The organism is Streptomyces sp. NPDC017225, assembly GCF_044331465.1.
Lineage (GTDB): Bacteria > Actinomycetota > Actinomycetes > Streptomycetales > Streptomycetaceae > Streptomyces.
On record NZ_JBIRNE010000016.1, the window covers coordinates 1 to 17,656 of the forward strand.

Below are 17,656 nucleotides of genomic sequence, written 5' to 3' on the forward strand. Positions count from 1 at the left end.
CTTGCGTTTCCGACTCTATCAGATCTTTCCGATCCGATTTCCTCGGTGCTTTCCAGGTTCTCGCTTTCGCGTTTCCCTTTCCGGCGGTTCCGACTCTATCAGACCCTTTCGGGCCTGATTCCCAGTCGGCGGGGTTTGCCGTGGCTTTCCGGCTTTCGCCCGTCGGCCTTTCGACATTCACTACGTTAGCCGATTCCTCCGTGGGCTCATAATCGAGTCCTGCGAGTTTGAATTCAGGCATGCGGACACGCCGAATTCTCCCCCGCTGAGGGGATGTCGTAGGTAGTGGGTTGGCCGCTTCCGGCTGCAGGCGATTGCCGTACCCGGGTCAAGCGGCTCGGGCTACGTTACGCGCCTCCCAAGGGAGAGTCAACTTCGGCGCCGCCTCGGTACGTGGGCCCGGTACGGGCTGACCGTCGGGTCGTCGGCGACCCAGTAGCGCCACGGGTGGACGCCGCCCTCACCCGCCACGCCGGTGCGCGGGCCGCTGCGTACCTGGTCGCGCGGGACGGCGGCGCCGGTCAGGATGCGCAGCGGGGTGTCCTCGGCTGTGCACGCGTCCGTGCCGTTCAGGGCACGGTCCACGCCCAGGGCGGTGGCCAGCCGGGCCGGGCCTTTGGCCAGTTCGTTGTCGTTGCGGGCGGAGAGCCGACGGGGGCGGGCCAGGTCGGCGCCCTCGATGATCTCGCCGGCGCGGAGCAGAACCGCGCTCGCCCGGCCCTCGGGGCCGCACACCAGGTTCATGCAGAACCACATGCCGTAGGTGAAGTAGACGTACACATGCCCGGGGGGACCGAACATCACGTCGTTGCGGGGTGTGCGACCGCGGTAGGCGTGGGAGCCGGGGTCGTTCTGACCGTCGTAGGCCTCGACCTCTGTCAGGCGGAGGGCGATCGGACCGTCCGGGGCGTTGCGCACGAGGACACGGCCCAGGAGGTCGGGGGCCACTTCGAGGATGGGCCGGTCGAAGAATTCCCTGGGGAGGGGCGTACGGTCGGGGCTCGCGATCATGCCGTCCGAGCGTAACGCAGACGGGTCCGTGCACGGGGTGGCCAGGGGGCGTCCGCCTTGCCAGGGTGTGGCGGTGTGGAACCGGCCACCGCCGGATCGCGTTTGTAGGGATCAAGGGTTCACACACTGCCTGGAGAGGGAGAGACATGGCGTTCAAGAAGCTGCTCGCGAGCCTGGGGGCCGGCGGGGCTTCGGTCGAGACCGTCCTGAGCGAGGTCAACGTCGTTCCGGGCGGTGTCGTCCAGGGCGAGGTGCGGATCCAGGGCGGGTCCGTCGACCAGCGGATCGAGGCGCTGTCGGTCGGTCTGCAGGCCAAGGTCGAGGTCGAGAGCGGCGACCAGGAGCACAAGCAGGACATCGAGTTCACGAAGAGCCGGCTCGGCGGTGCCTTCGAGCTCAAGGCGAACGCGGTGCACGCGGTGCAGTTCGGGCTCGAGATCCCGTGGGAGACGCCGATCACGACGATCGACGGACAGCCCCTGCGCGGCATGGACATCGGCGTGACCACGGAGCTGGAGATCGCGCGCGCCGTGGACTCCGGCGACCTGGACGCGATCAACGTGCACCCGCTGCCGGCGCAGAAGGCGATCCTGGACGCGTTCATCCAGCTGGGCTTCCGCTTCAAGAGCGCGGACATGGAGCGCGGCCACATCCGGGGTACGCGGCAGAAGCTGCCCTTCTACCAGGAGATCGAATTCCTTCCCCCGCAGCAGTACCGGGGGCTGAACCAGGTCGAGCTGAGCTTCGTGGCCGACGCGCAGGCGATGGACGTCGTGCTGGAGATGGACAAGAAGCCCGGGCTGTTCAGCGAGGGCAGCGACACGTTCCGTTCCTTCAAGGTGGGGCTGAACGACTACCAGGGAACCGACTGGGTCGCGTACCTCAACCAGTGGCTGTCGGAGGTCGGCAGCAAGCGCAACTGGTTCTAGGGGCTGATCTAGGCTCGGTCGTCTCTGCACCAAACGATCAGGAGGTACCGAGGTGACCGAGCTCGAGCGGCGTCCGCTCCCCCATGACTTCCACCCGCCCGTGCCGTCGTTCACGGTCGTGAGCGAGGACGTCCAGGAGGGCGCGACGCTCAAGGACGCTCAGGTCCACGCGGCCGGCAACACCTCGCCGCAGCTGCGGTGGGAGGGTTTCCCCGCCGGGACCAAGAGCTTCGCCGTGACGTGCTACGACCCGGACGCCCCGACGGGCAGCGGGTTCTGGCACTGGGTGGTGTTCGACATCCCGGCCTCGGTGACCGAGCTGCCGGTGGGCGCGGGCAGTGGCAGGTTCGAGGGACTGCCGGACGGTGCCGTACAGGCACGCAACGACTTCGGCAGCAGGGACTTCGGCGGTGCCGCGCCGCCGGCCGGGGACGGACCTCACCGGTATGTGTTCACGGTGTACGCCGTGGACCAGGAGAAGCTGGGGCCGGACGCGGAGGCCACTCCGGCGTTCGTCGGGTTCAATCTGCGGTTCCACACGATCGCGCGTGCCCAGCTGATCGGTGAGTACGAGGTGCCCGCCGAGGGCTGAGTGTTCCCAGCTTTCATGGAACGTTTGCCCGCCTCTGGTCTTGGAATGGATCAGGGGCGGGCATTTTTGTTGCGGGGGTGGCGGGGGCTCGTCCCCCGCAGGAGCAGCAGATATTGCGTTGTCCATCCCGGCGTGCCCGGCCAGAGTTGATCCCAGCCTGCCAGGGGGTGGGCCGGTGCGCACGGGAGGTGGGCTGGTATGCGGGACACGCTGGTACTGAACGCGAGCTTCGAGCCGTTGTCGACGGTGACGCTTAATCGAGCCGTCGTTCTGGTGCTCCAGGACAAGGCCGTCGTCGAACAGGCCCACCCCGAACTGCGGATGCGCGGAGCCGCGCTCGACATACCGGCGCCCCGGGTGATCAGGCTGTGCCACTACGTACGGGTGCCCTTCCGAAGACGGGCGCCGTGGTCGAGGCGGGGGGTGCTGGTCCGGGACCGGCACCGGTGCGCGTACTGCGGGCGGAGGGCGACGACCGTCGACCACGTGGTGCCGCGGTCGCACGGTGGGCAGGACACGTGGCTGAACACGGTGGCCTCGTGCGCGGAGGACAACCACCGCAAGGCGAACCGGACTCCGGAGCAGGCGGGTATGCCACTGCTCCGGGCGCCGTTCGAGCCGACACCCGCGGACGCCATGTTGCTGGCGCTGGGACGGGACGACTTCGACGCGCTGCCCGAGTGGCTGGCGCAGCCGGCCGCGTAGCCCGTAGACGGTGCCTCGTGGCTCGTAGTTCGTGATCCGTGATCCGTGATCCGCCGCTACGTCGATGGGGGCGCAGCCTCTGGTGAGAGGTGCGCCCCCATCGGCGTAGTGGGTGTTGCCGTCAGTCGATGGACGGCTTCTCGCGCCGCTCCTGCGCCGGGACGCTCGCACCGGAGCCGCCGCTTCCCGAACCGCCGCCCAGGCCGCCGAAGTTGCCCATGGCGCCGGACAGGCCCTTGAGGGCGTCGCCGATCTCGCTGGGGACGATCCAGAGCTTGTTGGCGTCGCCCTCGGCGATCTTCGGCAGCATCTGGAGGTACTGGTAGGAGAGCAGCTTCTGGTCCGGGTCGCCGGCGTGGATGGCCTCGAAGACCGTGCGGACGGCCTGGGCCTCGCCCTCGGCGCGCAGGGCGGCGGCCTTGGCCTCACCCTCGGCGCGCAGGATCTGGGACTGCTTCTCGCCCTCGGCGCGCAGGATCTCGGACTGCCGGACGCCCTCGGCCTGGAGGATCGCGGCGCGCTTGTCCCGGTCGGCGCGCATCTGCTTCTCCATCGAGTCCTGGATGGAGGTGGGCGGTTCGATGGCCTTGAGCTCGACGCGGTTGACGCGGATGCCCCACTTGCCGGTGGCCTCGTCGAGGACGCCGCGCAGGGCCGCGTTGATCTCCTCGCGGGAGGTGAGGGTGCGTTCCAGGTCCATGCCGCCGATGATGTTGCGGAGTGTGGTGACGGTGAGCTGTTCGATGGCCTGGATGTAGCTGGCGACCTCGTAGGTCGCGGCGCGGGCGTCGGTCACCTGGTAGTAGATGACCGTGTCGATGTTGACGACCAGGTTGTCCTGGGTGATGACCGGCTGCGGCGGGAAGGGGACGACCTGTTCGCGCAGGTCGATGCGGTTGCGGATGGTGTCGATGAACGGGACGACGATGTTGAGGCCCGCGTTCAGTGTCCGCGTGTAACGGCCGAAGCGCTCGACGATGGCGGCGCTTGCCTGTGGGATGACCTGGATGGTCTTGATCAGGGCGATGAAGACCAACACCACCAGGATGATCAAGACGATGATGACCGGTTCCATCGTGGTTGTCCGTCCCCTTCTCCGCCTCGGCGCTCCGGCAGATCCTATTGACCCCGGCTACTGAACCTGACTACTGCTGATCCTACGGCTGTTGAGGATCTTGCTGGTCGAGTCTGACAGACCGTCGTGTACCTCGGGGGGTGTTCGGTCCACTTTCGTCCGGCGAGGTCACAGGATGATCGCCGTGGCCCCCTCGATGTCCACGACATCCACTTCCTCGCCCGTCTCGTAGGCACGTCCGCTGTCGAGTGCGCGTGCCGACCAGACCTCTCCGGCGAGCTTGATCCGGCCGCCGGAGCCGTCGACCCGCTCCAGCACCACGGCCTGTCTGCCCTTCAGGGCGTCCACGCCCGTGGCGAGTTGGGGCCTTTGGGAGCGATGTCGGGCGGCGATGGGCCGTACGACGGCGATGAGCGCGACCGAGACGATGACGAAGACGAGTACCTGGACGACGACGTCCACACCGAACCCGGAGGCGATGGCGGCGGCGACCGCGCCGATCGCGAGCATCCCGAACTCCGGCATCGCGGTCACGACGAGCGGGATTCCGAGCCCTGCCGCGGCGACGAGCCACCACACCCATGCGTCGATGTCGTTCACGTGGTCATGGTAGGTCCGCAGGACTCGCTGGGGACAGGGCGCACGGGGGGCGGGTCAGGACAGAGGGAGCCCCTGCGCGGTCCAGCGGTCGCCGACCTGCTCGACGACGAGCGGCAGCCCGAAGCAGAGGGACAGGTTGCGGGAGGTGAGCTCGAGCTCCAGCGGGCCGGCGGCCATGACCTTGCCCTGACGGATCATCAGAACGTGGGTGAAGCCCGGGGCGATCTCCTCGACATGGTGGGTGACCATGATCATCGAGGGGGCGATCGGGTCGCGGGCGAGGCGGCCGAGGCGGCGGACGAGGTCCTCGCGCCCGCCGAGGTCGAGGCCGGCGGCCGGCTCGTCCAGGAGCAGCAGCTCGGGGTCGGTCATCAGCGCGCGGGCGATCAGTGTGCGCTTGCGCTCGCCCTCGGAGAGGGTGCCGAACCTGCGGTCCAGGTACTCGGTCATGCCGAGGCGGTCGAGGAAGGCACGGGCGCGCTGCTCGTCGATGTCCTCGTACTCCTCCTGCCAGCCGGCCGTCATGCCGTAGGCGGCGGTCAGCACGGTCTGCAGGACGGTCTGGCGCTTGGGCAGCTTGTCGGCCATGGCGATGCCGGCCATGCCGATGCGCGGGCGCAGCTCGAAGACGTCGGTGCCGGGCTCGCCGAGGGTCTCGCCGAGGATGGTGGCGGTGCCCTGGCTCGGGTAGAGGTAGCTGGACGCGACATTGAGGAGGGTGGTCTTGCCGGCGCCGTTGGGGCCCAGGATGACCCAGCGCTCCCCCTCCTTCACCGACCAGGAGACCTGGTCCACCAGAGCCCGGCCCTCGCGGACCACGGATACGTCCTGAAGCTCCAGAACATCGCTCATGAGCGCGTTGTCTCCCCTTGCATTGTGGCCGGTCTCGGCTGTCGCGTACGCCTGTGCTCGGGCCGCCGCGCCGGGGGGCGCAGGCCCTCCAGGAAATCTACGCCACCGGTCGGCTTCACCGTTCCATCGGTCCGGTCCTTAGGGTGGGGGCATGCTCTCGGAACCACGCGCAGGGCGCCTTGCCGCCTGGGGAAACGCCCTTATTGCCGGAATGGTCTCGCCGGATGACGCCGCACTCGCGATCGTCGGCGAAGACGCGGTGCACCGGGTGGAGGGGTTGCCCGGTGAACCGGCGCCGGTCGGTCTCACGCTGGCGCTGGGACGGCTGCGGGCGCTGGGGGCCGGTGGGCTGCGGGTCGCGCTGCCCGCGCCGGGGCATCCGCTGGGCCTGAGCGGGCCGCCGGAGTTCAACGCGCGGGCGCTGGAGGCCGAGGAGGCGGTGATCTGTCACGGTGCCGCGCTCGGGCTGGTGCCGGAGGTCTACGAGGCCGGTCCCGAGGGTGATGTGCATGTCGAGGTCGTCTGGCACTGCCTGCCGGTGCGGGAGGCGCCGCCCGCCGATGTGCCCTCGCTCGGGGAGGCCGAGCGGGAACTGGCGGAGGGGCTGCGGGACGCGACGGAGGTGCTGACGCGGCTGGATGTCGCCGGGTCGGGGCCGGTCGCGGAGGCGGCGGTCGCGGCGTACCGGGCACGGGCGGAGCGGGGGCGGGAGGTTCTCGCGCCGGGGTATCCGCCGCGCGCTGTACGGGTGCTGGAATTGGCACAGCGGGTGGGGGCGTTGGTGTCGCTGGCGTATGAGAACGGTCACGGGGGTGCGGTGAGCGCGTCCGAGATGGCGGCGCGGGGGGAGGCGTTGCGGCCGGTGGAGCGGACGGCTCGGCGGGCGCAGGTCGCGGCGTACAACTCTGTCGTGGAGGAGCGGGAGCGGGGGGTGCGGTGACGTCCCTTGGTCGTGCGGGGGCGTTGCTCTGAGGAGGTGCCCGGCGTTGGTGCGGCCGGGGTGGGGTGCGCGGCCCGGCGCTGACGGGGTGCCTCCCCCACTCTCGGCTGCGCTCGAGCGGGAGGTGCCCCCACCGCCCACCCGTGCCGCCCCAGCGGCACGACTGCCCGCAGCTGGGGGGTGGGGGAAATGCGACCGGCCTCCCGGGGTTGGCCCGGGAGGCCGTGGTCGGCTTGGTGGCCTGGGTCAGTGGTTGACGCCGAGGTTGCCGAAGGCCGGGTTCAGGACGCCGATGACGTTGACGCTGTTGCCCACGGCGTTCACCGGGATGTGGACCGGCGCCTGGACGACATTGCCGGAGGCGACGCCCGGGGAACCGATGGCCTCGCCGTGGGCGACGGAGCCGTCGGTGGCGGAGGCCATGCCCGCGCCGGCGGCGATCAGCCCGCCGGCCATCATCGTCACGGCCGCTGCCTTCTTCAGGTTCTTCACTTACTAGCCCTCCTTGCGATCGCCGCGGCAGTCGCCGCGGCACGCACTGGAGAACGGCCGGGCCCCTCGAAGGATGCGCCGTATGGGGGACATTCCCACGACGGTATGAATCTCCGACCGGAGGGGAACCCTCCGGGCTGCCGCCGCGTACCGGGCAGCCGGTCACGGGTCAGCCGGTCATGCCGTGGCGCACGGCCCACAGCGCGGCCTGGGTACGGTCCGCGAGATCGAGTTTCATCAGGATGTTCGAGACGTGGGTCTTCACGGTCTTCTCCGAGAGCACGAGCGCGCGGGCGATCTCCCGGTTGGAGCGTCCGTCCGCTATCAGGCCCAGCACCTCGCGCTCCCGCTCCGTGAGGGTCCCCGCTCTGCCCTGGCCGGAGTTGCCCTCCTCCTGGGACAGCAGGGCGCCCGCGACCTCGGGCTGGAGCAGGATGTGGCCGGCGTGGACGGAGCGGATGGCGCCCGCCAGCGCGTCGGGATCGACGTCCTTGTACACGTAACCGGCCGCGCCCGCCCGCAGGGCCGGGACCACCGTGCGCTGTTCGGTGAAGCTGGTGACGACCAGCACGCGCGCGCGGTTGTCCAGCTCGCGGAGTCTGCGCAGCGCGTCGACTCCGTCCATGCCCGGCATCTTGACGTCCATGAGGATCACGTCGGGCTTCAGCTCCTCGGCGCGGTCGACTCCCTCGGCACCGTCCGCGGCCTCGCCCACCACCTCGATGTCGTCCTGCACCTCCAGGAAGGTGCGCAGGCCCCGGCGGACCACCTGGTGGTCGTCGACGAGCAGCACCTTGATCGCGTCAGCCACCGGGGACCTCCATCTCGATGGTGGTGCCCTTGCCGGGCGCCGATTCCACGGTCAGCGTGCCACCGGCGCCGTTCGCCCGGTCCCGCATGGAGACCAGGCCCAGATGGCGTCCCGCGCGGCGCACCGTACGCGGGTCGAAACCGCTGCCGTCGTCGGTGACCCGCAGCACGGCTCCGGTGCCGCACCGGTGCAGCGTCACGTCGACGTGTTCCGCCGCGGAGTGGCGCAGGGCGTTGTGCAGCGCCTCCTGGGCGACGCGCAGCATCGCCTCCTCCTGGGCGGCGGGCAGGGCCTTGACCCCGTGCCCGGCGAAGGTCACCCGTGCGGCGTGGGCGCGGTCGAGGACCTGGATCTGGGTGCGGAGGGTGGCGACGAGGCCGTCCTCGTCCAGGGCGGCCGGGCGCAGCTCGACGACGGCGGCACGCAGTTCGTCGGCGGCCTCCGCGGCGAGCGCGGCGACCTGTTGCAGCTCGCCCTTGGCACGCGCGGGGTCGCGGTCGACCAGGGTGGCGGCGGCCTGAGCGGTCAGGCGCAGGGAGAACAGTTTCTGGCTGACCGCGTCGTGCAGTTCGTGGGCGAGGCGGGAACGCTCCTCGGCGATGGTCAGCTCGCGGCTGCGCTCGTAGAGGCGTGCGTTGGTCAGGGCGATCGCGGCGTGCTGGGCGAGGATGCCCAGCAGTTCCTCGTCGTCCTGGGTGAAGCCGCAGCCACCGTCCGGTTTCGGGCAGTTCTTGTTGGCCAGGAACAGCGCGCCGATGACCTCGTCGCCGTCGCGGATCGGCAGGCCCAGGAAGTCGACCAGGTCGGGATGGGCGGAAGGCCAGCCCTCGAAGCGGGGGTCCTTGCGGACGTCGCCGAGGCGCTGGGGCGTGGCCTCGTGCAGCATCGCGGCGAGGATTCCGTGCTGACGCGGCAGGGGGCCGATGGCCTTCCACTGCTCCTCGCTGACGCCGTCGACCACGAACTGGGCGAAGCCGCCGTGGTCGTCGGGGACGCCGAGGGCCGCGTACTGCGCGTCGAGCAGCTCGCGGGCCGAGGCGACGATCGTCTTGAGGACGTCGCGCACCTCGAGGTGCCTGCTCATGGCCAGCAGCGCGGAGCTGACCGCGGCGAGGCCGGACCGGGGGCCGTGACTCATGTCCTCACGGTACCGGCGGAGTGTGACACCGGGATCGGACCTGCGGCCGCCGTCGCCTAGGGCGGTGGGCCTAGGCCTCCGGTCCCCCGGCCGGTCCTAGGCGGGAGGGCTCCCGGTGGTCCTAGGGCGAAGGGCCCCGCACGGTTGCGGCTCGTGCCCGAGGCGGCCGGTGCGGCCCGGTTCCTACGTTGAGGATCACGCCGCGCCGATCAGGAGGCGTGGACGACGAGAGGACCTCTGTCATGCCTGTCGCGATCATCACGGGAGCTTCGAAGGGACTGGGCCGGGCGCTCGCCGGGGCCTTGGCGGCACGGGGATGGGATCTGGTGCTCGACGCCAGGACGCCGGAGACGCTCGAGGAGACGGCGGCGGCGCTCGAGGCGTACGGCACGCGCGTGACGGCGCTGCCCGGGGATGTCACCGACGCCGGGCACCGGGCCGGGCTGGTCGCGGCGGCCTGGCGGCTGGGCGGGGTGGACCTGCTGGTCAGCAACGCGAGCGCGCTGGGCGCGGAACCGCTGGTGCGGCTGGAGGAGCTGCCGGCGTCCGGGCTGCGGCGGGCACTGGAGGTGAACGTGGTGGCCGCGCTGGGCCTGGTCCAGGAGGCGCTGCCGTTGCTGCGGGCGGCCCCGGCGGGCGCGGTGCTGACGGTCAGCTCGGACGCCGCGGCGGAGGCGTACGAGACGTGGGGCGGCTACGGGGCGTCCAAGGCGGCCCTGGACCTGCTGGCGGCGGTGCTGGGCGTCGAGGAGCCGGGGCTGCGGGTCTGGGCGGTCGACCCCGGGGACATGGCCACGGACCTGTACGCGGCGGCCGTACCGGAGGACGACGGTCCGCGGCCCGATCCGGTGAGTGTCGTACCGGCACTGCTCAGGCTCCTGGACGAGCGGCCGGCCAGCGGTCGCTACGGGGCTGCGGCGCTGCTGGAGGGAGTGCGATGACGCGGGCGACGGGGGTCCGTCCGCACGGGCCCGTCGGAGCGTGGGGGCGCGTTGCCGAGGAGCTGTCGGCGCGGGCGCCCGCCGAGCGGCGGGGGGCCGGGCTGGGCCGGGACGGCGTACGGCTGCTGGTGTCGCGTGGCACCGAGGTGTCGCATCACGGGTTCCGGGAGCTGCCCGGGCTGCTGCGGGCCGGGGATCTGCTGGTCGTCAACACGTCGGCCACGCTGGCCGCCGCGGTGGACGGGCGCGTCGGGCACGCGCGCGTGGTGGTGCATTTCTCCACGCGGGGGGACGACGGCCGGTGGGCTGTGGAGCTGCGGGATCCGGACGGGCGGGGCACCACGCGCGCGCGTGCGGGAGGACCGAGGGGGACGGAGGTGCGGCTGCCGGGCGGTGCGGGGCTGATGCTGGAGGAGCCGCTGAGTCCGCGCGGGGAGCGGTTGTGGTGGGCCCGGGCGTCGGGGGCCGGGGTGCCCGTGGTGCTGCGGGAGCACGGGCGGCCCATTCGTTACTCCTATACGGAGCGGGATCAGCCGTTGTCCGCGTACCAGACGGTGTTCGCGCGGCCGGCCGCGGACGGGTCGGGGAGCGCGGAGATGCCGAGCGCGGCGCGGCCCTTCACCGCGCGGCTGGTGGCGGAGCTGGTGAGCCGGGGGGTGCTGTTCGCGCCGGTGACGCTGCACACGGGGGTGGCTTCGGCCCAGTCGCACGAGCCGCCGTATCCGGAGCGGTTCTCCGTGCCGGAGGCGTCGGCACGGCTGGTCAACGCCGTGAAGGCCGGGGGCGGCCGGGTGGTCGCGGTGGGCACGACGGCCGTGCGGGCGGTGGAGTCGGCGGCCGGTGCCGACGGGGTCGTACGGGCTCGGGCGGGGTGGACGGAGCTGGTCGTGACCCCGGAGCGCGGGGTACGGGTGGTGGACGGGCTGCTGACGGGGCTGCACGAGCCCGAGGCCTCGCATCTGCTGATGCTGGAGGCGGTGGCGGGGCGGGCCGCGATCGACCGCGGGTACGAGGCGGCGGTGCGGGAGCGCTACCTGTGGCACGAGTTCGGGGACGTCCATCTCCTCCTGCCGTAGGAGTGCCGTGCACAGCCCTCACAGATTGCATTGCTCCAGCAACCATCGGTGAGATGGGCGGGGTGCTGATGTGAGCCCGCGCATAGGGCGCACGTCACGTACGAAGGCGGATAGGAGAGCGACTCGTCCGTTTTGACCGGGCCGCCAGTCCGGACTGCCCCGTTTTACCCGGCCCTGATCCACTACCCCGGATCGTACGTCACACCTTTGCCTCCGAATTTTGCGGCCGCTAAGAATTGCTCTCGTCGCTCAACGCGGCGGGTCCCGCCCCGCGGCGTTTGTGCCGGAAGCACCAACTGTCCCCACCGGACGAGAGCGACCTCCGCGCTATTCGAAGAGGTCTATCCCGCCATGCCCAAGAACATCTTCACCCGTGGTCGCAGTCTTCCCCTGAACCGCAAGCACAAGATCGCGGTCGCCGGTGTCGGCACGCTCGGCGCCGCCGCCGTCGCGCTCACCGCGGTCCCGGCCAGCGGCCAGACGACCACGAGCGAGGCCGCTCCGACGGCCAAGGTGGCGTACAGCACCGAGCAGATCCAGGACGTGCACGCCGGCATCACCGGCCAGCTCGCCGGTGCCAGCCAGAAGGTCGCCTCCATCGAGGCGAAGCAGGAGGCGGCCACCAAGACCACCTCCACGAAGAAGGCCGCTGCCGAGAAGGCCGCGGAGAAGCGCACGGCCAAGGAGAGCACGAGCCGGTCCGCCGAGCGCGCCGAGGCCAAGCAGTTCCCGAAGAAGAGCTACGCCGACAACCTCGACGGCTGGATCCGCGAGGCCCGGGACATCATGAAGAAGCACGACATCCCGGGTACCTACGAAGGCATCCACCGCAACATCATCCGCGAGTCCTCCGGCAACCCGAAGGCCATCAACGACTGGGACATCAACGCCATCAACGGCATCCCGTCCAAGGGCCTGCTCCAGGTGATCCCGCCGACGTTCGAGGCGTACCACGTACCGGGTACCTCCAAGAACATCTACGACCCGGTCGCCAACATCGTCGCCGCCTGCAACTACGCCGCGGACAAGTACGGCACCATGGACAACGTCGACAGCGCGTACTGAGGTCGGCGCGGACCTCTTCACGCCGGCTCGAAACCGAACGCCGAAGGGCGGCACCCTCCTGACGGGGTGCCGCCCTTGGGGCGTCTCGGGCCGCGGTTACTTGCGCATGACCTCGGGCTCGTGGCGGCGCAGGAAGCGTGCCACGAAGAAGCCGCAGATCACTCCGAGGACGATCAGCGCGGCCATGTTCAGACCCCAGGCACCGACGGTGTGCTCCCACAGCGGGTCCACCTCGGCGCCCTTCTCCGGCGGAGTGACCTTGTTCAGGTCCAGCGTGGCGCCGGCCGCGGCGACCGCCCAGCGCGACGGCATCAGGTACGAGAACTGGTTGACGCCGACCGCCTCGTTCAGGGCGAAGAGGCAGCCGGTGAAGACGACCTGGACGATCGCGAACATGACCAGCAGCGGCATGGTCTTCTCGGCGGTCTTCACCAGCGAGGAGATGATCAGGCCGAACATCATCGAGGTGAAGCCCAGCCCCATGATCGGCAGGGACAGCTCGACGAGCGTCAGCCCGCCGAGGACCAGCCCCTCCTCCGGGATCTCCCGGGTGGCGAAGCCGATGACGCCGACCAGCAGGCCCTGGAGCACGGTGATCAGGCCGAGCACGAAGACCTTGGACATCAGATACGCGGACCGGGACAGGCCGGTCGCGCGTTCCCGCTCGTAGATGACCCGTTCCTTGATCAGCTCGCGGACCGAGTTCGCGGCGCCGGCGAAGCAGGCGCCGACCGCGAGGATCAGCAGGACCGTGGTCGCCGTGCCGTTCGGGACGATCCGGCCCGCCGCGTTGGGCGCGTTGGGCAGCAGGCCCTTGTCGGCGTCGATCAGCAGGCTCACCGCGCCCAGCACGGCCGGCAGGATCACCATCAGGGCGAGGAAGCCCTTGTCGGAGACGATCACCGAGGTGTAGCGCCGCACCAGCGTGACGAACTGGGACATCCAGCCCTGAGGCTTCGGCGGCTTCATCGCCTGCATCGTCGGCGCCTGTACGGACTGCGGCGCGACGGCGTCGATGTCCGCGGCGTACATCTGGTAGTGCTGCGAGCCCTTCCAGCGGCCCGCCCAGTCGTAGTCGCGGTAGTTCTCGAAGGCGGAGAAGACGTCGGCCCAGGTGTCGTAGCCGAAGAAGTTCAGCGCCTCCTCCGGCGGGCCGAAGTAGGCCACCGAGCCGCCCGGCGCCATCACCAGCAGCTTGTCGCAGATCGCCAGCTCGGCCACCGAGTGGGTGACGACGAGGACGGTGCGGCCGTCGTCGGCGAGGCCGCGCAGCAGCTGCATGACATCGCGGTCCATGCCCGGGTCGAGGCCGGAGGTCGGCTCGTCCAGGAAGATCAGCGACGGCTTGGTGAGCAGCTCCAGCGCGACGGAGACACGCTTGCGCTGACCACCGGACAAGGAGGTGACCTTCTTGTCCTTGTGGATGTCCAGCTTGAGCTCGCGCAGCACCTCGTCTATGCGGGCGTCGCGCTCGGCGCCCGTGGTGTCGGCCGGGAAGCGGAGCTTGGCCGCGTACTTGAGGGCCTTCTTGACGGTCAGCTCCTTGTGCAGGATGTCGTCCTGCGGGACCAGACCGATGCGCTGGCGCAGCTCGGCGAACTGTTTGTACAGGTTCCGGTTGTCGTAGAGGACCTCGCCCCGGTCGGCGGGCCGGTATCCGGTGAGCGCCTTGAGCAGGGTCGACTTGCCGGAGCCGGACGGGCCGATGACCGCGATCAGCGACTTCTCGGGTACGCCGAAGGAGACGTCCTTGAGGATCTGCTTGCCGCCGTCGACCGTGACGGTCAGGTGGCGGGCGGAGAAGGACACCTCACCGGTGTCGACGAACTCCTCGAGGCGGTCCCCGACGATCTGGAACGTCGAGTGGCCGACGCCCACGATGTCGGTCGGGCCGAGCAGCTGGGAGCCGCCCTTGGCGATCGGCTGACCGTTGACGTACGTGCCGTTGTGCGAGCCCAGGTCGCGGATCTCCATGCGCCCGTCGGGCGTCGCGTGGAACTCCGCGTGGTTGCGGGAGACCTGCAGGTCGGACACGACCAGGTCGTTCTCCAGGGCACGGCCGATGCGCATCACGCGGCCGAGCGAGAACTGGTGGAACGTGGTCGGACTGCGGTCCCCGTAGGCCGGTGGCGCCCCCGCCGCGCCGCCGGGCCCCTGCTGCTGGGGGAAGTGCGGTGCGGCCTGCGGCTGCTGTTGCTGCTGCTGCTGCTGCCAGCCGGCCTGCTGCTGCCCGTGCTGCGGCGCCTGCTGCTGCGGGGCCGCCTGCTGCTGCGCGGCCTGCTGCTGCGGCTCCTGCGGCGGCGCCTGCTGGGCCCAGCCCGCGTTCGCGCCCTGAGCGGCGTACGGCTGCTGCTGGGCCTGCGGCGTGCCGACGGCGGCCTGGGTACCGGTCAGGTTCAGACGCGGTCCGTCGGTCGCGTTGCCCAGGTTCACCACCGTGCCGGCGCCGAGCTCCATCTGCTGGACGCGCCGGCCGTGCACGAACGTGCCGTTGGTGCTGCCGTGATCCTCCACGACCCAACTGCTGCCGTTGAAACGGATCGTGGCATGCCGCCAGGAGACCCTGGCGTCGTCGAAAACAAGCTCCCCCTGCGGATCGCGTCCGAGCGCGTATGACCGGGACGGATCGAGCGTCCAGGTCTGTCCATTGGATTCCAGTACGAGTTCCGGCACTCCATGCCCCACTGAGTTGTCCCCCGATTTGCCCCCGTCGCGGGGAGTCTAGGGATGTCGAACATCGGGGGGAACTATTTCAGGCTCGGCCCCCTGACCGAAAGTCGGGCCTTGTGAAAACTGCGTGGGCGCCCTTCGGCCGTTCCCGTTGACGGGGTTGAAACCTGCCCGGAGAGTGGTATTCCACGCGAGGGGGACATGCGCGGCAACTCGGCCGCGCAGCGGATCGGGGGGTCTGCCATGAGCGTGTCCACGAGCGTCGAGGCCAAGGGGTACGGCACCGGGGTGCCGTGGGGAGATGTCCTGCTGTCCGCGATCGCCTCGGTGAGCTGGGCGTTGATCGGCATGGCGGGGACGGCGGCGCTCGGTCTGCGTCTGCTGGGCGCGGACGCGGCCGGTTCGCTGGGCCCGATGACCGCGGCGGTCGTGGCGCTCGGAGCCGGTGGTTCGGTCACACCGGCCGGAGACGTGTCCGCGTTCGGGCTGGAAGGGGCTCAGGCCCACACGGCCATCGAGTTCACGCCACTGGGCGTGGGGCTGGTCGGTGCGCTGCTCCTGTCGTTCTTCTTCCTGCGGTCCCTGCGGGCGGCCGGGGTCGTGGTCGCGCCCGCCGAACTCCTGGCGCGCGCGGGGGCGGTGATCGCCCTGTTCGTGGCGATGACCGGCGGACTGGCCTGGGCGGGTCACGACGTCATCACGATCGACGGCGGCTCGCTCGGACTCGACGACCTGCCCGGAGAGGGGGGTGGTGGCGGGAGCATCGAGATTCCGGGACTCGGTGACCTGGGCGGCGTCGGCGGACTGCTGCCCGACCGGATCGGTGACCTCGTGGACGCCGAGGCGGCCGTCGGCTTCTCCGTCGACCCCGCGCCGACGCTGCTGGGCGGCCTGGTCTGGTCCGCCGGGGTCCTGCTGATCGCGTTGCTGGCCTCGCGCCGCACTCCCCTGCCGCGCGGGTGCCAGGCCGTGCACCGGGTGGTACGGCCGGCCGTGTCCGCCCTGGTCACGGTGGCGCTGACGGCGGTGGTGGCCGGCTTCGCGGCAGCGGCCTACGCGGCGGTCGGCGACGACCACCCCCGGCGGATCGCGGGGGCCGCGTTGCTGGGCGCGCCGAACGGGGTGTGGCTCGGCGTTCCGATCGGCCTGTTCGTGCCGTGGGACGGGCGAGCCACCGGTGAGCTGGTCCGGGTTCTCCCGGCTCCGCTGGACGAGCTGCTCGGTGCCGGCGCCGGGAATCCGGTCACCCTCGGGCGGCTGGCGGAGCTGGACGAACGGGTGTGGCTGCTGGGAGTGGCGGCGGCTCTGATGATGCTGCTGGCCGGGGTACTGACGGCGGTACGGACACCGGTGGCGCGGGACGAGGCACGCTTACCGGCTCTCGCCGGGCGGTGCGCCGTGCGGCTGGGCGTCGTGACCGCGCTGACGCTGCCGCTGCTCGCCTGGCTGACGGAGATGTCCGTGGACGCCTCACTGTCGGTACTCGGCGTCGACGCCTTCGGCGCGGGCATCGACCTGCGCGGGCACCTCGGCACGGCCCTGCTGCTGGGTGCCGTGTGGGGCGCGGGGGCGGGGGCCGCCGGGGCGTTGCTGGCACGGGCGAGCGGGGCGGCGGGGTCGCGGGCATCGGCCTTGGCACGGAGTGCCGGGACGGCGGGCGTGGGTGTCCCGGGCGGAGGTGGCGCGGGCGTCGACGCTACGGCGTACCCGGGGTCACCGTCCTCGGGGCCGTACCGGCCGGGGGCGCCGCATCGGCCGCCCGACCCGGGCACCAATCCGTATCTGCGCCCGCGGGAAGCGGCGGGCGGGGAGGCGGAAGCGGAGGAACCCGAGGACGCGCGGCCGGCCGGGTCGCGCACCCGTCCGCCGTCCGACCCTGGGCGTGCGCCGGGTGCCGGGCGGCCCGCTCCCGGAGCCCGGCCGCCCGGCGGCACGGGGCAGCCGCCCGGCGGCACGGGGCAGGGGCATGCGGGCGGGGGCCGGCCGTCCGAGAGCGCGGGGCAGCGGCCCGACAGCGACGGACAGCGGTCGGGCGACGACGTGTACGGCGCCCCTACGGTGGCCGGGCCGCTGGGACCGCGGCCGGGAACGCCGCCGCGGCCTCCGCGGCCCGGGGTGCGGCCCGGCGGCCGACCGCCGTCCCGGTGGGGCGAGCGGCCCCCGCCCCCGCCTCCCCCTCCTCCCCCGCCTCCGGCGCCACCCCGGCGGCCCGGGGGCGGGCACTGAGGGAACAGCATCCGGACGGGCAGGCCGTGGCCGCCACCGGCCATGGTCCCCGCAGCCTCCGGGCGACTGCGTTCACCGCCCCCTGAGCACCGCTGCGGCCTCGGCGCCCGGCAACGGCCCGACGCCGATCCCGTGGGGACGAGCCCCCTTCCCCTGCCGGACGGCGCCCGAGGCAGACCGGAACGGGCCTCGGACAGGGACCGGGCCTCGGACAGAGACCGGCAGGACCGGGATCACACCCTCTCTCAACGGCCGGACCACCGGCTCCGCCGCCCCGGGCGCCCTGCGGCATCGGCGCCCGGCAACAACCAGCGAGACCGACCCCGCAGGCACGAGGCCCCCTCCCGGCCGGCGACGGCACCGAGGTGGGCAAGGAGGGTGCGGACTCGGTGCGAGCCGAGACCCGTGGGCCCCGAGCCGCCGAACCGCTGCGATCACCACCCGGCGCGCCTCCACCGCCTCCACCGTCTTCCGCCTTCCTCGGTCCTCGGTCCGGCGAACGGCCACAGCCGGTCGTCGTCGTCCCCACCCGG

17 protein-coding genes are annotated in these 17,656 nt (G+C 71.4%); 8 read left to right on the top strand and 9 right to left on the bottom strand.

What is annotated here, in order from left to right:
* Both ACH4NX_RS28705 and ACH4NX_RS28710 read right to left on the bottom strand, forming a co-directional pair.
* On the bottom strand, positions 1–241 hold a 241-nt coding region (locus ACH4NX_RS28705), incomplete at its 3' end, for a hypothetical protein (RefSeq protein WP_398129356.1).
* A gap of 128 nt (positions 242–369) precedes the next feature.
* Positions 370–1,011, bottom strand: a complete 642-nt coding sequence (locus tag ACH4NX_RS28710; RefSeq protein ID WP_398129357.1) for a DNA-3-methyladenine glycosylase — start codon at positions 1,009–1,011, stop codon at positions 370–372.
* Positions 1,012–1,157: 146 nt separating this feature from the next.
* Here ACH4NX_RS28710 and ACH4NX_RS28715 point away from each other — a divergent pair, with 146 nt between their 5' ends.
* From ACH4NX_RS28715 to ACH4NX_RS28725, 3 genes are all read left to right on the top strand, one after another.
* Positions 1,158–1,940, top strand: coding sequence for a sporulation protein (locus ACH4NX_RS28715; RefSeq protein WP_351399178.1), 783 nt, complete (start codon positions 1,158–1,160; stop codon positions 1,938–1,940).
* A gap of 52 nt (positions 1,941–1,992) precedes the next feature.
* Complete coding sequence (locus tag ACH4NX_RS28720; protein WP_351399180.1) at positions 1,993–2,532, top strand: YbhB/YbcL family Raf kinase inhibitor-like protein; 540 nt, start codon at positions 1,993–1,995, stop codon at positions 2,530–2,532.
* A gap of 198 nt (positions 2,533–2,730) precedes the next feature.
* Positions 2,731–3,237 carry an HNH endonuclease gene (locus tag ACH4NX_RS28725; RefSeq protein WP_279566139.1) on the top strand — a complete coding sequence of 169 codons (507 nt, stop codon included), beginning with the start codon at positions 2,731–2,733 and terminating at the stop codon, positions 3,235–3,237.
* A 121-nt stretch (positions 3,238–3,358) separates the two neighbouring features.
* On the opposite strand, the gene ACH4NX_RS28730 is transcribed toward ACH4NX_RS28725, so the two are convergent.
* From ACH4NX_RS28730 to ACH4NX_RS28740, 3 genes are all read right to left on the bottom strand, one after another.
* Positions 3,359–4,312, bottom strand: a complete 954-nt coding sequence (locus ACH4NX_RS28730) for an SPFH domain-containing protein (RefSeq protein ID WP_351399182.1) — start codon at positions 4,310–4,312, stop codon at positions 3,359–3,361.
* 168 nt (positions 4,313–4,480) lie between these two features.
* On the bottom strand, positions 4,481–4,912 hold the full coding sequence (locus ACH4NX_RS28735) for an NfeD family protein (RefSeq protein WP_398129358.1): 432 nt from the start codon (positions 4,910–4,912) through the stop codon (positions 4,481–4,483).
* A gap of 54 nt (positions 4,913–4,966) precedes the next feature.
* Positions 4,967–5,764 carry an ABC transporter ATP-binding protein gene (locus ACH4NX_RS28740; protein ID WP_351399186.1) on the bottom strand — a complete coding sequence of 266 codons (798 nt, stop codon included), beginning with the start codon at positions 5,762–5,764 and terminating at the stop codon, positions 4,967–4,969.
* Positions 5,765–5,915: 151 nt separating this feature from the next.
* Here ACH4NX_RS28740 and ACH4NX_RS28745 point away from each other — a divergent pair, with 151 nt between their 5' ends.
* Positions 5,916–6,704 (top strand): hypothetical protein, encoded by a 789-nt coding sequence (locus ACH4NX_RS28745; protein WP_351399188.1) that lies wholly within the window; start codon positions 5,916–5,918, stop codon positions 6,702–6,704.
* 246 nt (positions 6,705–6,950) lie between these two features.
* On the opposite strand, the gene chpE is transcribed toward ACH4NX_RS28745, so the two are convergent.
* The 3 genes from chpE to ACH4NX_RS28760 all read right to left on the bottom strand — a co-directional run bounded on the left by chpE (position 6,951) and on the right by ACH4NX_RS28760 (position 9,145).
* Positions 6,951–7,196: a chaplin ChpE gene (chpE, locus tag ACH4NX_RS28750; RefSeq protein WP_351399190.1), complete on the bottom strand. Its 246-nt coding sequence runs from the start codon at positions 7,194–7,196 to the stop codon at positions 6,951–6,953.
* Positions 7,197–7,365: 169 nt separating this feature from the next.
* The gene (locus ACH4NX_RS28755; protein WP_351399193.1) at positions 7,366–8,007 is read right to left on the bottom strand and encodes a response regulator transcription factor; all 642 of its coding nucleotides are present in this window, start codon (positions 8,005–8,007) and stop codon (positions 7,366–7,368) included.
* Positions 8,000–9,145, bottom strand: a complete 1,146-nt coding sequence (locus ACH4NX_RS28760; RefSeq protein WP_351399194.1) for a GAF domain-containing sensor histidine kinase — start codon at positions 9,143–9,145, stop codon at positions 8,000–8,002. Before ACH4NX_RS28760 ends, ACH4NX_RS28755 begins: the two co-directional genes overlap by 8 nt.
* A gap of 242 nt (positions 9,146–9,387) precedes the next feature.
* Between ACH4NX_RS28760 and ACH4NX_RS28765 the strand changes: the two genes are divergently transcribed.
* The 3 genes from ACH4NX_RS28765 (at position 9,388) to ACH4NX_RS28775 (ending at position 12,227) form a co-directional block, all read left to right on the top strand.
* Positions 9,388–10,086, top strand: coding sequence for an SDR family NAD(P)-dependent oxidoreductase (locus ACH4NX_RS28765; protein WP_351399196.1), 699 nt, complete (start codon positions 9,388–9,390; stop codon positions 10,084–10,086).
* On the top strand, positions 10,083–11,162 hold the full coding sequence (locus tag ACH4NX_RS28770; RefSeq protein WP_398129359.1) for an S-adenosylmethionine:tRNA ribosyltransferase-isomerase: 1,080 nt from the start codon (positions 10,083–10,085) through the stop codon (positions 11,160–11,162). Before ACH4NX_RS28765 ends, ACH4NX_RS28770 begins: the two co-directional genes overlap by 4 nt.
* A 351-nt stretch (positions 11,163–11,513) precedes the next feature.
* Complete coding sequence (locus ACH4NX_RS28775; protein WP_398129360.1) at positions 11,514–12,227, top strand: transglycosylase SLT domain-containing protein; 714 nt, start codon at positions 11,514–11,516, stop codon at positions 12,225–12,227.
* A gap of 96 nt (positions 12,228–12,323) precedes the next feature.
* Here ACH4NX_RS28775 and ACH4NX_RS28780 read toward each other — a convergent pair whose 3' ends face one another.
* Complete coding sequence (locus ACH4NX_RS28780; RefSeq protein ID WP_398129361.1) at positions 12,324–14,900, bottom strand: FHA domain-containing protein; 2,577 nt, start codon at positions 14,898–14,900, stop codon at positions 12,324–12,326.
* Between the two features lie 240 nt (positions 14,901–15,140).
* Here ACH4NX_RS28780 and ACH4NX_RS28785 point away from each other — a divergent pair, with 240 nt between their 5' ends.
* A complete protein-coding gene (locus ACH4NX_RS28785) occupies positions 15,141–17,123 on the top strand; it encodes a streptophobe family protein (RefSeq protein WP_398129362.1) in 1,983 nt (660 codons plus the stop codon).
* Positions 17,124–17,656: the final 533 nt, after the last annotated feature.